Below are 14,075 nucleotides of genomic sequence, written 5' to 3'. Positions count from 1 at the left end.
ATGTCGTGAGGCTTTAGAATAGGTTGAATTGATAATTAACTTTTTTGTATACAATTAATTTATTTCTTTGGTCACGATTTGCATCGTTTCTCTACTGACTTGTTTTAGTAAAACGACTTTGTTTTCTTCAACGGTATGAGCGGCTTGTTCTGTAAAGTGACGAATGGTATATAAGGTTACATTTTCACTGTAATCTACTTTGAATTTTTTGGATAGTATGGCGTTTAATTCTGTAAAGTTTTCAAATTTATCTTCAACGCATACAGAAAAACTAATCGCAGAGTTCTGGATCAAGTTTACTTTTATTTTGAATTCGTGAAACAAAGCGAAAATCTCGCTGATGTTTTCTTCCATGATAAAGGAGAAATCAATAGAAGATAGAGAAATTAAAAGTTGGTTTCTTTTGACAATAAAACAAGGGTATTGTGGTTCCAGATCAACACCTTTAGAAACACAGGTTCCTTTTAATAATGGGTTGATAAAAGATTTTACATATAAAGGAATTTCTTTTTTCTGTAGAGGTTGTAGTGTTTTTGGGTGGATAACCGTAGCACCATAGAAAGCCAATTCAATCGCTTCACGATACGAGATTTGGTTTAATAAACTAGCGTTTTCAAAATAACGTGGATCTGCATTCATCACCCCTGGAACGTCTTTCCAGATCGTTACACTTTCAGCATTTAGACAATAAGCAAAAATCCCTGCCGTATAATCAGAACCTTCACGACCTAAAGTGGTGGTAAAATTGTTTTCGTCCGCACCTAAGAAACCTTGAGTTATGTTTAAGATTTTGCGTTTTACATTTTTGCTAATGTTTTGTTGAGTCGTTTCCCAGTCCACTTCGGCATCTCTGTAATTAGCATTGGTTTTGATGAAATTACGAACATCAAGCCATTGTGTTTGTATGCCCATGAAGTTCATGAAGTGACTTAGAATCGTAGTGGAAATCAATTCTCCAAAACTCACAATCTGATCGTATACAAAATTGTAGTTGGGTGATTTGTTATGCGCTAAGAAATATTCTAATTCAGAAAAAAGTGCTGTTACTGCGGTGAAAACAGCATGTTTGTCATCCTCAAATAAATCCAATAAGATTTGATTGTGGTATTTTTTTATTTCTTGTACTGATGAATTTAACTCGCTTGATTTGTCAAAATAGTTCTTGATCACAACCTCAAGAGCATTGGTTGTTTTTCCCATAGCGGAAACCACTAAAATTACATCTTCATATCCTACCTTTTGTAAAAGGTCGTATACATTTTTTATTCCCTCAGCATCTTTTACTGATGCACCACCAAATTTAAATACTCTCATTTTATTTATGCTATTATTTTATAAGGTCAAATTGGTATAAAATCCCATTACAGGGTTTTATGCAGACGTTCAGTTAGGCTTATTACTCATTGGGGGGTAAGCTACTTGAAACGTCTTGTTTATTTGACTAAAGTTACGTTGCTGTGTTTTGTTTATTGTCAAAGAGGATTATCAAGTATTAGGGTTTTTTAAATTTGTTGTCCCTAATGGTTGAATTGTTTTTTATAACCGCTCTAAAAACGAATTAATGCCTGTTTGGTCCATTTGAACTACTTGCCATCCGTCAAGGATTTTAGCGCCTGAATTCTCATAGAATTTTACTGCTGGCGTATTCCAGTCTAAAACATTCCATTCTATTCTTCGGACTTGGTCTCTCTTGCCTTGCTTCATGATTTCGGCATATAAGGCAGATCCTACTCCAGTACCACGCATTTTTTCTTTGACAATCAAGTCTTCCAAATGTATGGTTTTTCCTTTCCAAGTAGAGTAGCGGTAATAATATAAAGCAAGCCCCACAATTTCCTTTGTTTGTTCGCTTTGGTTCGAGTGATCTTCAATTTCTGCAACAAAAACATGAAATAAAGGTTTGTCTCCAAATCCATCACGCACTAGGTCTGCTACCGTTATCACTACTGCATCTGGTTCTTTTTCGAATATCGCCAGTTCCTGTATCAATTCTAAAACCGATTGCATGTCTTCAGGGGTCCCTTTTCTAATATTCATATATTCTAATTATTAGCTAGTTATTGGTGGAAAAAGCATTTTTAATTCGATGAATTTATCCTTTTAATTAGCAAATATACAATAGTGGCAAACTAACAAAATAATTTTTAAATCATTCTCACAAAAAAAGCGATATTTGTGACTTAAAATTAAAACTACAACGAAATAGTAATGGAAGAACGCAATAAAACACTAGGAGAGTTTATTATTGAGAATCAAAAAGCATTTCAGTATTCGTCGGGAGAGCTTTCCCGAATTATTAATTCTATACGTTTGGCTGCCAAGGTGGTCAACTATAAAGTAAACAAAGCGGGTTTAGTGGATATTATTGGCGCTGCAGGCGAACAAAATATTCAAGGAGAAGATCAGCAAAAATTAGATGTGTATGCCAACGAAGTATTTATTCAGACGTTAATTAACCGTGAGATTGTCTGTGGAATAGCTTCGGAAGAAAACGACGATTTTATTACTGTTCAGGGGAGCGACAACAGTCATAATAATAAGTACGTGATCTTGATGGATCCTCTTGATGGATCCTCTAATATTGATGTGAACGTTTCGGTAGGTACTATTTTTTCGGTATTCAGAAGGGTTACCCCGATTGGGACGCCAGTGACGAGCGAGGATTTTTTACAACCCGGAATCAATCAAGTCGCTGCAGGTTATGTGATTTATGGTACCTCGACTATGTTGGTTTATACCACAGGACATGGAGTGAATGGTTTTACTTTGAATCCAGCCATTGGTACTTTTTACCTTTCGCATCCGAATATGAAGTTTCCAACGAGTGGAAATATTTATTCTGTAAACGAGGGGAATTATGTTCATTTTCCACAAGGAGTCAAAAATTACATTAAATATTGTCAGCGTGAAGAAGAAGATAGACCATATACCTCAAGGTATATTGGAAGTCTAGTCGCTGATTTTCATCGTAACATGATTAAGGGAGGGATTTATTTGTATCCAACGAGTTCAAAAGCCCCGAAAGGGAAGTTGCGTTTGTTGTATGAATGTAATCCAATGGCCTTTATAGCCGAACAAGCAGGAGGAAAAGCGACAGATGGTTTTGGAAGAATTATGGAAATTCAACCAACAGAATTGCATGAGCGGGTTCCTTTTTTCTGCGGCAGTCTCAATATGGTAGAAAAAGCTGAGGAGTTTATGGCTGAGGCGAAGTAATAAAATAAAACCCGATAGCTTTTTTTTGGCTATCGGGTTTTATATTTAGTTTCCATCTTCATCGTTAAGGTTCGTCTCAACTTAATTTAGAGACGACAATTGAAATGGGAATGCTATTTATGCATATGTTGCATTTCGTAAATAAAAGTATCTAAATCTACTTTTTTGTCCACTAAGGATAACGCTTTTGCAATGATGTAATTTACATTACTTGGTGTAAAGCCTAGAGCAACACCTAGTTTTCTTAACATTACTTCCTGTTGGTCTTCCAAATGGTGGTCAACATGCACCATTCTGGTTAAGTCGAATAAACGCTCAAGACGTTGAACATGTAAGTAAGGAGGGTTGATTGGGTATTTTAAAGGATCGCTTAGGATTTCTTCGTATTCAGCTTCTGAAATTTCTAAACGATTAGCTAATTTATCTAAGAAAGCCTGTTCTTCAGGATGTAGTGCTCCCTCTGCAAATGCTACGCGAACAATTGCTGAAAAGTGACCTTTATTTCTTTGTTTAAATTCGCTATCAAATAAATCTGAAAATGACATAATTATATAGTTTTTTGTCTTACAAATATAATTCTTATTTTAATTCATTAATTTTAATTTTCTCATAAAATTTAACTTATTTTTATTCCGTGATTTGAGGTTTGATTTCTAGAATTTTCAAAATAAGTCGTAAGTTTACACCCCCTAATCAATTAATAGTATTACCCCTATGTCAGAGTTTTGGATTTATTTTCAAATAGGATTAAAGCATGTTTTAGATATCAACGCTTACGATCATGTCCTTTTTTTAATTGCGTTAACCATTCCTTATTTGTTTAAAGATTGGAAGCGTATTTTACTTTTGGTTTCCGTTTTTACTATTGGCCATACGTTGGCTTTAGTGTTATCCGTTTTTGGAATTATTGCAGTGAAAGTGAATATAGTGGAGTTTCTAATTCCTATTACAATCTTAATTACAGCATTTTTTCATCTGTTTACGGCCGGAAAAACCTCTAAGAATGAAGGTGTGAATTTGATCTTTTTTGTGACTTTGTTCTTTGGAATTATTCACGGTCTTGGATTCTCTAATTATTTTAAGACTATTTTAGGAGGGACAGCAACTTCAAAATTATTACCTTTAGGGGAATTCGCTTTGGGAATTGAAGCAGCACAACTAGTAGTGGTGTTTGTGGTTTTGGTATTGTCTTATATTGTGCAAACCGTATTTCGTTTTTCTAAACGTGATTGGGCACTTGTAATGTCGGCTTTTGTTATTGGAGTTGTCTTGCCAATGATAGTAGAAAGCCCAATTTGGAACAGATAAAATAAATGGAAGTAAAAAAATTAAATAAATACGATAAAGCGTATTTAAGAATAGCAAAAGAATGGGGTTCGCTCTCTTATTGCAAACGAAAACAAGTTGGGGCTATTATCGTAAAAGATCGGATGATTATTTCCGATGGATACAATGGTACACCCTCAGGATTTGAAAACTGTTGTGAAGATGAAGAAGGGTTGACCCGTTGGGATGTGTTACATGCAGAGGCTAATGCTATTTTAAAAGTGGCCCGATCAACACAATCTTGTGAAGGAGCCACTTTATATATTACACTTTCGCCTTGTAAGGAATGTAGCAAATTAATACATCAATCTGGAATTAAAAGAGTGGTGTATCACAATGGCTACCGTGATGATTCAGGAATTCAATTTTTAATAAAAGCAGGTGTAGAAGTCGAGCATATTCCTGTTTTAGAAGAGTAAATGAAATTTAATTCAAAATATCTACCCCTTGTTATAGCAGCAGCACTTGCTCTTGGCACCGTACTCGGAAGTATGATCAATACTCCTGTTGAGGACACTTTGTTGGCTAAAAACTATTCCAAAACAAAATTGAATAAACTGATTGATTTTATCAATACAGAATATGTAGATAGTGTGAATACCGATTCGATTGTCAACTTAACAGTCGATAATATCTTGTCCAAATTAGATCCGCATTCTGTTTATATACCGCCAAGCGAACAAGTGGAAGTGGCCCAAAGTATGAAAGGTGATTTTGTGGGTATTGGTATTAATTTTTATATGTATAAGGATTCTGTTGCCATTATAAAACCTGTTGAAAACGGCCCTTCAGCCAAAGCAGGGATTAGATCGGGAGATCGTATTTTATTTGCCGGAAAAACGAAGTTATTTGGTAGAAAATTGCCTTCGGACAGTTTGTTCTCTAGATTAAAAGGGATCAAAGGTTCTGAAATTGAATTGACTGTTTTTAGAAAGTCAGAACAAAAGAAGCTTAAGTTTAAGGTAAAAAGAGATGTTATACCGATCAAAAGTGTGGATGCGTCTTTATTGCTGGGAAATAAAATAGGCTATATTAAAATAAACCGTTTTGCTGAAACAACCTTTGGTGAGTTCAAAGCAGGTTTAGCCCGACTGAAACAAAATGGAATAGAATCCCTGGTAATTGATCTTCGTGATAATGGAGGAGGTTATATGGAAGAGGCAGTGGAAATTGCTGATGAATTTTTGAAAGACAAACAGTTGATCGTTTTTACTAAAAATAAAAATGGCACAACTGAGAAAACATACGCGACCAAAGCAGGAAGTTTTGAGACGGGAAAAGTATATGTTTTAATTAATGAAAATAGTGCTTCGGCCAGTGAAATTCTAGCGGGTGCCCTTCAAGATAATGATCGTGGAATCATTGTTGGACGTCGCTCTTTTGGAAAAGGCTTGGTGCAACGCGAAATGGATTTTAATGATGGATCGGCAGTGCGATTGACTGTGGCGAGGTATTATACCCCTACAGGTAGATCTATTCAGAAACCCTATAAGAAAGGAATTGAAGCCTATTTTAAAGAATCTGAATCACGAGTGAGATCAGGAGAATTGTACGCTAAAGACAGTATAAAAGTGGCGGATTCCTTGAGGTTTAAAACGCCAAAAGGCAAAATTGTTTACGGTGGTGGTGGTATTGTTCCCGATGTTTTTGTGCCTATGGAGGCAGAGCACGGAAATGAAAATGTGGCCTATTTGTTGCAAACCGGAATTGTGGGACATTTTGTTTTTGAAGCATTAGATAAAAATAGAAATGCTTTTGCCGGACTTCATTTTAATGAATTTTTGGCCAAGATGAAAAACTCGGATGTTTACTTCAAACAGTTCAAAGCGTATATACTACTAACGGGTCTAGACTTGAAATTAGATCCAACCAAAGCCTTGGTGAATCGATATATCACAGCAGAGTTTGCTAGACAATTGTATGGTGAACTGTATTATTATGATGTGATGTTGAAAGAAGATGCGATGATTAAGGCGGTACTACATCCGAAAAAATAAGGCCTAATTACTTGTTCTGGGGCAAGACAGTTAAGGTAAGTTGTTTAAAATTAAAGAAGAAACAATTTACGATTGAGTTAAAAAACAACAACTATACTTTGTGAAAAGCTAATGGTTTAGAGAACTGTTGTGTAAGACTAGCGAATGCTGTCGTGCGCATGAGTTTGTATGCCGTTATTCCACAATGTAAGGATGTCTGTGGCAACAGCAGCACCGCTTCCAGCGGCAATGGCTAGTTGGCTTCTCCAGCCTGCTAAGGTGCCAATTGCATAGATGCCGTCCGTAACTTTATGGTCGTTGTTTTTAAGTTGGATTCTCTGTTTTTCAGGAAGTGCTTTTTGATGTGGCTCAATATAGTGCATGAGGCCTTCAATGGCAAAGGTGTTGGCTGAGCCAATTCCGATGACAATACTTTTGGTTTTGTAAGTATTTTTGTTGGTCACTACAGTGAATGCAGGATAGGTCCCCTCAATTTTGACTACTTTTTCATCTGGGATTTGAGAAACATGTGGATAGTTGGCGCTTAAATGTTGCGTACTTTCTGTTAATAAATCAGCGCCTAAGGTACCTGGGGTTATGCCATAAGCATTGTAGAAAATTGCATCCTGTAGGGAAGAACTCTTTTGATGTGTGATGATGCCGATTTTTTTGTCGGTAACAAAAGCTTTGTTTTTGGCGGAACCTAATACGAGGGCGCAAGACATACTCGAAACGCCTCCTCCAATAAGTAAAACGTCAAACATGTTTATCTACCGTTTGTTTTTTCTTCGATTCTTTTAGAGATTCTGAAGATTAAAAGAATTAAAACGGCGCAAAATGAAGCTGCGATTCCAATAAAAGCGACTACACTATCCCCTTGGAAAGGATTTTTGAAGTCTAGCAACGTGATATTAAAAACAATTAAAGCTAATGCTAAAAGCACTAAGATTGAAGTGAAGATTTTCATATTGATTGTTTGTTTGTCTAAAATTATAAAATAAAGCTTTTTGGTTCGGATGCCACCGGGCTCTAGTCTTGGAATTTTATGGTGTAAAAATATAAAAATATCCGTTAGACGAACAAACCTTTAACATTAGCAGCGAATAATTTAACAGCAATCGCCAAAAGGATCACGCCAAAGGTCTTGCGGACAACTCCTAGTCCGTTTTCTCCTAATAAATTTTCGATTTTTTTAGAGGATTTCAGGACGATATAGACCAAGATGATGTTCAATACAATGGCGATAATGATATTAATGGTGTGAAATTGCGAGCGTAATGAAAGTAAAGTAGTCATGGTTCCTGCTCCTGCGATTAAGGGAAAGGCTAAAGGAACAATAGAAGCGGATCCTGGTTCTTCATCACGGTAGATGCGAATACCTAAAATCATTTCTAGGGCTAAAAAAAACAAAACGAAGGAACCGGCAACGGCAAAAGAATGGACATCAATACCTATGATGCTGAGTAATCCTTCTCCAACAAAAAGAAAAACGATCATGATAATACCCGCAACTAGAGATGCTTTTTCGGATTCTATGTGGCCCACTTTTGCTCTTAAGTTGACAATAATGGGAATAGAGCCTACAATATCAATTACAGCAAAAAGCACCATTCCGACAGTAATGATTTCTTTTAAGTCGATTTCTAGCATAATTATTATCTTTTAGTGAATACTGGGTGTAAAAACTGTTTTTTATGAGGCAAAATTACGTTTATTTTTTCATTTTGAAAATTTCAGCCTCAATAATCGAACAAGGAGTTTTTTTTGTTTGCTTGAGCGGATGTCCCTGATGTGTAATAAATGTTAAAAATCGTAAACTACTGATTATCAATTATTAAATTTGTTGGTAATTTTAAAAGGGATGATTATGAAAAAGATGGGGTTTGTTGTAGTGCTTTTGGGATTGTTGTTTTCATTCAATAGTTCGCAAGCTCAAATTTGGCAGCAGGTTAAAAAAGCGGCTGAGAAAAAAGCTTTAGAGAAAGCTTCAAAGGGTAGTCAAAACGATGTGGATCCAACGGCTGATCAAAAAAGCAGTATGGAAACGGCGATTTTGAGTTATGGTAAGAATAAAGTGGATCCATCTGTTGTTCCTAGTTCCTATGGTTTTAGCTGGAAATATGTAATGGAAATTAAGAGCAATGAGGGGAAGGCGATGCATGCGGATTATCTTTTAGAGCCTAATGCCTCTTATTTTGCATTTAATATGGATCAAGGGGAAGGGAAAAGTATGTTGATGATCATGGATGCGAAAAACAATATTACGGTTACTTGTTTTGGTAGTGGCAACGAAAAAATGGCTTCGGCTGCTAAAATGCTTGATTATTCGAAAATGGCCCAAAAGGAGAGTGAAAAGTCTAAATTTACTTTTAAGGCTTTACCTAATAAAACCTTTTTAGGGTATAATTGTAAAGGGATGCAGCTCACCAGTGAGGAGTATGATATTGTTTTTTATTATACTAATGAGGCAAAGGTGAGTTTTGGAGATCAGTTTAGGAATCAGAAAAATTGGAAAATGCCTGATGCATTGGCCAATTATTTTAAACCGGAGGATAAAAGTTTATTGATGGATATGACGATGAGGGACTTGAAAAATAAAGGGAAAGTGACCACTATGAAGTGTGTTAGTCTAGAAAAAAGTGCTTATGAGTTTCGTAAAGCGGATTATAAATTTATGTAGGTAAGTTGGTGTTAATGTGTTAATCAATCTTCTTTGAGAATTAATATGGAGCAGTGGTTTTTATTTCTTGAATCTTTGGTTACCTTTGCAAAATGTTTCAACTAGGTAAAACCATTATTTCAGAGGATATTCTTGAAAAAGAATTTGTGTGCAACTTGTCAGCTTGTAAAGGAGCTTGCTGTGTCGATGGAGACGCAGGAGCGCCATTGAGCGAAGCTGAAACTAAAATATTGGAAGATATTTATCCAAAAGTGAAACCTTTCTTGCGAAAGGAAGGAATTGCGGCCATTGAGGCGCAAGGAACTTGGGTGAAAGGAACTGATGGTGATCTTGAAACACCGTTAATCGATAACAAAGATTGCGCTTATGTCATTTTTGATGGCAAAACAGCACTTTGTGGAATCGAGCAAGCCTATAATCAAGGAATAGTAGATTGGAAGAAACCAGTTTCTTGTCATTTATATCCTATTCGAGTAAAAGATTTTACAGAGTTTGCTGCGGTGAATTACGATAAATGGGAAATTTGTGATGATGCCTGTTCTTTAGGTAAAGAATTGGAAGTTCCCGTTTATAAATTTGTGAAAGAAGCCCTGATTCGTCGCTTTGGCGAAGACTGGTATTTAGAGCTTGAAAAAGTAGCAGAAGAGCTAAAAAAATCTTAAAAATTCGGTAGCCATTACTGGCACTACGAAGTACTTCAATTTGGATCCCAATAAACAAAAAGTGAGATCAAATTTTTTTGAAAAAACATTTGAAATTTTCTTGCTTTTTAAAGTAAAAAGTCTATATTTTACGGCACCTAAAGGTGTAAATAGCGTTATTAATTAACTCATTTACAATTATTTAATTTCATTGTTGTGAATTTGCTGTTTTTCTACCGTTGTTAAAAACTACGGTGGATTGTGAATAAGTTTGGCTTTTATTTTTGGCAACAAATGACAATCTTTGTAATCATACTGAATGAATAAAAATTCAATACAAAAATTAAATAAAACAGCAATGTCACAAGTCGAACCAATATTACAAGAAAATAAAAATCGTTTCGTTATTTTTCCGATCAAACATCATGATATTTGGGAATGGTATAAGAAAATGGAGGCTAGTTTTTGGACTGCTGAAGAGATCGATTTACATCAAGATTTGACAGATTGGAACAATAAATTAAGTGAAGAGGAAAGATACTTCATCAAGCATATTTTGGCTTTCTTCGCTGCATCTGATGGAATCGTAAATGAAAACCTAGCAGAGAACTTTGTAAACGAAGTTCAATATGCAGAGGCGAAGTTTTTCTACGGCTTTCAGATTATGATGGAAAATATCCATAGTGAGACCTATTCTTTGTTAATTGATACCTATGTAAAGGATGAAGCAGAAAAAGCAGAATTATTCAATGCTTTAGAAGTTTTTCCAGCCATTAAGAAAAAAGCGGATTGGGCATTAAAATGGATTGATTCTGATTCATTTGCAGAAAGACTTATTGCTTTTGCTGCTGTGGAAGGAATTTTCTTTTCAGGTGCTTTCTGTTCTATTTATTGGTTGAAGAAACGTGGTTTAATGCCAGGTTTGACTTTCTCTAATGAATTGATTTCTCGTGACGAGGGTGTTCACTGTGATTTCGCAGTACACTTGCACAATCATCACTTGATTAATAAAGTACCAAAAGACAGGATTAAAGAAATCATTGTGGATGCTTTAGATATAGAAAGAGAATTTGTTACCGAATCTCTTCCAGTGAGTTTAATTGGTATGAACGCCGTGTTAATGACGCAATACCTAGAATTTGTAGCTGATAGATTATTAGTAGAATTAGGTTGTGAGCGCGTGTATGGTTCAGCGAATCCTTTTGATTTCATGGACATGATTTCGCTTCAAGGAAAAACGAACTTCTTTGAAAAACGAGTTGCTGAGTATCAAAAATCAGGTGTGATGAATACCGATAGCGATGCCCAAAAAATCTCGTTTGACGCTGATTTTTAAATCCTAATAACAAGTTTAGTGTACTCAGAAGAGCTGCTGAGCGTGAAAAGGTAAAAACAAGATCTTTTTTTGAAATTGAATCGCTTTCCCAAATCGCTGGTTCAATGATGATTTTCGATTTATCAGCTTTTTAGCTGGAAAAGAGAGCACTATGAGGATCCTACAGTTCTCATGGAAATAATATAAAAACACACAATGTTGAAGTGCTGGAGTTTGTTTTTCAGTGTTTTTCATTTTATCAATAATTAAATAGAGTAAACTTATGTATGTAGTAAAAAGAGATGGCCACAAAGAGCCCGTAATGTTTGATAAGATTACAGAAAGAATTAAAAAACTATGTTACGGTTTGAATGAACTTGTAGATCCTGTTAAGGTAGCTATGCGTGTTATCGAAGGATTGTATGATGGGGTTTCTACTTCTGAACTAGATAATCTTGCAGCAGAAACGGCGGCATCTATGACAATTGCGCATCCAGATTATGCTCAATTGGCAGCGCGTGTGGCAATTTCAAATTTACACTCTAATACAAAAAAATCGTTCTCAGAGACGATGAAAGATATGTATTACTACGTAAATCCAAGAAATGGTCAAGACGCACCATTGCTTTCGGATGAAGTATTTAATGTTATTCAAGAAAACTCTGCTTTCTTGGATTCGCATATTATCTATACAAGAGATTTTAATTACGATTACTTTGGTTTTAAAACATTAGAGCGTTCGTACTTGCTTAAAATAAATGGTAAAATCGTAGAAAGACCACAACATATGTTGATGCGTGTTTCTGTTGGTATTCACTTGGATGATTTAAAATCGGTAATTGAGACTTATGACTTAATGTCTAAAAAGTTCTTTACCCATGCAACTCCAACATTATTCAATGCTGGGACGCCAAAGCCACAAATGTCTTCTTGTTTCCTTTTGGCTATGCAAGACGATAGTATTGATGGTATTTATGATACGTTAAAACAAACGGCTAAAATCTCGCAATCAGCGGGAGGAATTGGTCTATCTATTCATAACGTTCGTGCTACTGGTTCTTATATTCGTGGTACAAACGGAACTTCAAATGGGATTGTTCCTATGTTGAGAGTGTTCAACGATACAGCTCGTTATGTAGATCAAGGTGGAGGAAAACGTAAAGGAAGTTTTGCTATTTATATTGAAACTTGGCATGCTGATATCTTTGATTTCTTAGATTTAAAGAAAAATACAGGTAAAGAAGAAATGCGTGCGAGAGATTTATTCTTCGCTATGTGGACTTCCGATTTATTCATGAGACGTGTTCAGGAAGATGCTAGTTGGACTTTAATGTGTCCAAACGAATGTCCTGGATTATATGACGTTTATGGTGAAGAATTCGAGACGATGTATCTAGATTATGAATTTAGAGGAAAAGGAAGAAAAACGATTCGTGCACGTGAATTATGGGAGAAAATCCTAGAGTCACAAATCGAAACGGGGACGCCTTATATGTTGTATAAAGATGCAGCCAACCGTAAATCAAATCACAAGAATTTAGGAACGATTCGTTCTTCAAACTTGTGTACAGAGATTATGGAGTTTACTTCTAAAGATGAAATCGCAGTTTGTAACTTAGCGTCTATTTCGTTACCAATGTTTATTGATAACGGAAAATTCGATCACGAAGCCTTGTACAATGTAACCAAGCGTGTAACACGTAACTTGAACAAAGTAATCGACAGAAACTATTACCCAGTAAAAGAGGCTGAAAATTCAAACATGCGCCACCGTCCAGTAGGCTTAGGAGTGCAAGGTTTGGCTGATGCTTTTATTATGTTGCGTATGCCCTTTACAAGTGATGCAGCTAAAGCATTGAACCAAGAGATTTTCGAAACCTTATACTTCGCAGCAGTAACCGCTTCTATGGAAATGGCTAAAGAAGAAGGGCCATACTCTACATTTGAAGGATCTCCAATGTCTAAGGGAGAATTCCAATACAATATGTGGGGATTACAAGATGAGGAATTATCAGGACGTTGGGACTGGGCATCTTTGAGAAAAGAAGTAATGGAGCACGGTGTGCGTAACTCCTTATTAGTAGCGCCAATGCCAACGGCTTCGACTTCACAAATTTTAGGAAACAACGAAGCTTTCGAGCCGTATACATCAAATATTTACACCCGTCGTGTATTGTCTGGAGAGTTCATCGTAGTAAACAAACATTTACTTCATGACTTAGTAGATAGAGGTTTATGGAATGAGACTTTGAAACAAGAAATCATGCGTCATAATGGATCAGTTCAAAATATTGAGGTGATTCCACAAGACTTGAAAGAGTTGTACAAGACAGTTTGGGAAATGTCTATGAAAGACATTATCGATATGTCACGTCAAAGAGGATACTTCATTGATCAATCACAATCGTTGAACTTGTTTATGCAAGATGCTAACTATTCTAAGTTAACTTCAATGCACTTCTATGCTTGGCAATCAGGTTTGAAAACAGGAATGTATTACTTAAGAACAAAATCAGCTGTTGATGCGATTAAATTCACATTAAACAATGATAAAAAAGAGGAAGGTGTACCAGCGACAGCTGTATTAGAAGAAGCAGAGCCAATCAGTGTAGAGGATTACAAAGCAATGTTGCTTAAAGCACAAGCTGGAGATCCTGAAGATTGTGAAATGTGTGGATCTTAATATCTTTTTTAATAATGAAGATGCAGAGCCTAATGTAGATTCTTTAATTAAGATTTCGTTAGAGTTAATAAACTTTAGAGCATAATGATCCTAGATCAATTTTATAAGCAGCTATTTTACGATAGCTGCTTTTTTGTTTTAACAATATCTACAAAAGATGCCCGTTTAAAATAGTACTAAGACTTAGTTGTTAAGCGTTTTGAAATCCTCGAATTAAACCTTTGAAAAAAAGGCTAGT

14 protein-coding genes are annotated in these 14,075 nt (G+C 35.7%); 8 read left to right on the top strand and 6 right to left on the bottom strand.

Annotated elements, in window-relative coordinates; translation table 11 throughout:
- Positions 1 to 54: 54 nt before the first annotated feature.
- On the bottom strand, positions 55 to 1,314 hold the full coding sequence (locus tag AC51AA_RS11710; RefSeq protein WP_500702420.1) for an aspartate kinase: 1,260 nt from the start codon (positions 1,312 to 1,314) through the stop codon (positions 55 to 57).
- 222 nt (positions 1,315 to 1,536) lie between these two features.
- Complete coding sequence (locus AC51AA_RS11705) at positions 1,537 to 2,037, bottom strand: GNAT family N-acetyltransferase (protein WP_500702419.1); 501 nt, start codon at positions 2,035 to 2,037, stop codon at positions 1,537 to 1,539.
- Between the two features lie 171 nt (positions 2,038 to 2,208).
- Between AC51AA_RS11705 and fbp the strand changes: the two genes are divergently transcribed.
- Positions 2,209 to 3,216, top strand: a complete 1,008-nt coding sequence (fbp, locus tag AC51AA_RS11700; RefSeq protein ID WP_500702418.1) for a class 1 fructose-bisphosphatase — start codon at positions 2,209 to 2,211, stop codon at positions 3,214 to 3,216.
- A 113-nt stretch (positions 3,217 to 3,329) separates the two neighbouring features.
- Here fbp and AC51AA_RS11695 read toward each other — a convergent pair whose 3' ends face one another.
- Positions 3,330 to 3,761, bottom strand: a complete 432-nt coding sequence (locus AC51AA_RS11695; RefSeq protein ID WP_500702417.1) for a tellurite resistance TerB family protein — start codon at positions 3,759 to 3,761, stop codon at positions 3,330 to 3,332.
- Between the two features lie 169 nt (positions 3,762 to 3,930).
- Here AC51AA_RS11695 and AC51AA_RS11690 point away from each other — a divergent pair, with 169 nt between their 5' ends.
- From AC51AA_RS11690 to AC51AA_RS11680, 3 genes are read left to right on the top strand one after another with little or no spacing between them, the layout of a single operon-like run.
- On the top strand, positions 3,931 to 4,524 hold the full coding sequence (locus AC51AA_RS11690) for a HupE/UreJ family protein (RefSeq protein WP_500702416.1): 594 nt from the start codon (positions 3,931 to 3,933) through the stop codon (positions 4,522 to 4,524).
- A 5-nt stretch (positions 4,525 to 4,529) separates the two neighbouring features.
- Positions 4,530 to 4,961 carry a deoxycytidylate deaminase gene (locus AC51AA_RS11685; protein WP_500702415.1) on the top strand — a complete coding sequence of 144 codons (432 nt, stop codon included), beginning with the start codon at positions 4,530 to 4,532 and terminating at the stop codon, positions 4,959 to 4,961.
- Positions 4,962 to 6,539 carry a S41 family peptidase gene (locus tag AC51AA_RS11680; protein ID WP_500702414.1) on the top strand — a complete coding sequence of 526 codons (1,578 nt, stop codon included), beginning with the start codon at positions 4,962 to 4,964 and terminating at the stop codon, positions 6,537 to 6,539. It abuts the gene before it with no gap.
- Positions 6,540 to 6,676: 137 nt separating this feature from the next.
- On the opposite strand, the gene AC51AA_RS11675 is transcribed toward AC51AA_RS11680, so the two are convergent.
- From AC51AA_RS11675 to AC51AA_RS11665, 3 genes are all read right to left on the bottom strand, one after another.
- The gene (locus tag AC51AA_RS11675) at positions 6,677 to 7,282 is read right to left on the bottom strand and encodes an FAD-dependent oxidoreductase (RefSeq protein ID WP_500702413.1); all 606 of its coding nucleotides are present in this window, start codon (positions 7,280 to 7,282) and stop codon (positions 6,677 to 6,679) included.
- Between the two features lie 2 nt (positions 7,283 to 7,284).
- Positions 7,285 to 7,485, bottom strand: a complete 201-nt coding sequence (locus AC51AA_RS11670; RefSeq protein WP_017496183.1) for a hypothetical protein — start codon at positions 7,483 to 7,485, stop codon at positions 7,285 to 7,287.
- A gap of 104 nt (positions 7,486 to 7,589) precedes the next feature.
- Positions 7,590 to 8,168 (bottom strand): MarC family protein, encoded by a 579-nt coding sequence (locus AC51AA_RS11665; RefSeq protein ID WP_500702412.1) that lies wholly within the window; start codon positions 8,166 to 8,168, stop codon positions 7,590 to 7,592.
- Positions 8,169 to 8,385: 217 nt separating this feature from the next.
- Here AC51AA_RS11665 and AC51AA_RS11660 point away from each other — a divergent pair, with 217 nt between their 5' ends.
- The 4 genes from AC51AA_RS11660 (at position 8,386) to AC51AA_RS11645 (ending at position 13,837) form a co-directional block, all read left to right on the top strand.
- On the top strand, positions 8,386 to 9,198 hold the full coding sequence (locus tag AC51AA_RS11660; RefSeq protein ID WP_500702411.1) for a hypothetical protein: 813 nt from the start codon (positions 8,386 to 8,388) through the stop codon (positions 9,196 to 9,198).
- Positions 9,199 to 9,290: 92 nt separating this feature from the next.
- Positions 9,291 to 9,860, top strand: coding sequence for a DUF3109 family protein (locus tag AC51AA_RS11655; protein ID WP_500702410.1), 570 nt, complete (start codon positions 9,291 to 9,293; stop codon positions 9,858 to 9,860).
- A 337-nt stretch (positions 9,861 to 10,197) separates the two neighbouring features.
- The gene (locus tag AC51AA_RS11650; protein ID WP_500702409.1) at positions 10,198 to 11,175 is read left to right on the top strand and encodes a ribonucleotide-diphosphate reductase subunit beta; all 978 of its coding nucleotides are present in this window, start codon (positions 10,198 to 10,200) and stop codon (positions 11,173 to 11,175) included.
- 262 nt (positions 11,176 to 11,437) lie between these two features.
- Complete coding sequence (locus tag AC51AA_RS11645) at positions 11,438 to 13,837, top strand: ribonucleoside-diphosphate reductase subunit alpha (protein ID WP_500702408.1); 2,400 nt, start codon at positions 11,438 to 11,440, stop codon at positions 13,835 to 13,837.
- Positions 13,838 to 14,075: the final 238 nt, after the last annotated feature.

The sequence above is a fragment of the Flavobacterium sp. OHVDL-2026-0007 genome, from assembly GCF_059882335.1.
This window is presented reverse-complemented; position numbering and strand designations above follow the sequence as displayed.

Bases quoted from the DNA above. Each gene is read 5' to 3' on its own strand.
- AC51AA_RS11680 (WP_500702414.1), top strand. From the start codon at position 4,962: ATGAAATTTAATTCAAAATATCTACCCCTTGTTATAGCAGCAGCACTT.
- AC51AA_RS11710 (WP_500702420.1), bottom strand. From the start codon at position 1,314: ATGAGAGTATTTAAATTTGGTGGTGCATCAGTAAAAGATGCTGAGGGA.
- AC51AA_RS11675 (WP_500702413.1), bottom strand. From the start codon at position 7,282: ATGTTTGACGTTTTACTTATTGGAGGAGGCGTTTCGAGTATGTCTTGC.
- AC51AA_RS11665 (WP_500702412.1), bottom strand. From the start codon at position 8,168: ATGCTAGAAATCGACTTAAAAGAAATCATTACTGTCGGAATGGTGCTT.
- fbp (WP_500702418.1), top strand. From the start codon at position 2,209: ATGGAAGAACGCAATAAAACACTAGGAGAGTTTATTATTGAGAATCAA.
- AC51AA_RS11685 (WP_500702415.1), top strand. From the start codon at position 4,530: ATGGAAGTAAAAAAATTAAATAAATACGATAAAGCGTATTTAAGAATA.
- AC51AA_RS11645 (WP_500702408.1), top strand. From the start codon at position 11,438: ATGTATGTAGTAAAAAGAGATGGCCACAAAGAGCCCGTAATGTTTGAT.
- AC51AA_RS11705 (WP_500702419.1), bottom strand. From the start codon at position 2,037: ATGAATATTAGAAAAGGGACCCCTGAAGACATGCAATCGGTTTTAGAA.
- AC51AA_RS11670 (WP_017496183.1), bottom strand. From the start codon at position 7,485: ATGAAAATCTTCACTTCAATCTTAGTGCTTTTAGCATTAGCTTTAATT.
- AC51AA_RS11655 (WP_500702410.1), top strand. From the start codon at position 9,291: ATGTTTCAACTAGGTAAAACCATTATTTCAGAGGATATTCTTGAAAAA.
- AC51AA_RS11690 (WP_500702416.1), top strand. From the start codon at position 3,931: ATGTCAGAGTTTTGGATTTATTTTCAAATAGGATTAAAGCATGTTTTA.
- AC51AA_RS11660 (WP_500702411.1), top strand. From the start codon at position 8,386: ATGAAAAAGATGGGGTTTGTTGTAGTGCTTTTGGGATTGTTGTTTTCA.
- AC51AA_RS11650 (WP_500702409.1), top strand. From the start codon at position 10,198: ATGTCACAAGTCGAACCAATATTACAAGAAAATAAAAATCGTTTCGTT.
- AC51AA_RS11695 (WP_500702417.1), bottom strand. From the start codon at position 3,761: ATGTCATTTTCAGATTTATTTGATAGCGAATTTAAACAAAGAAATAAA.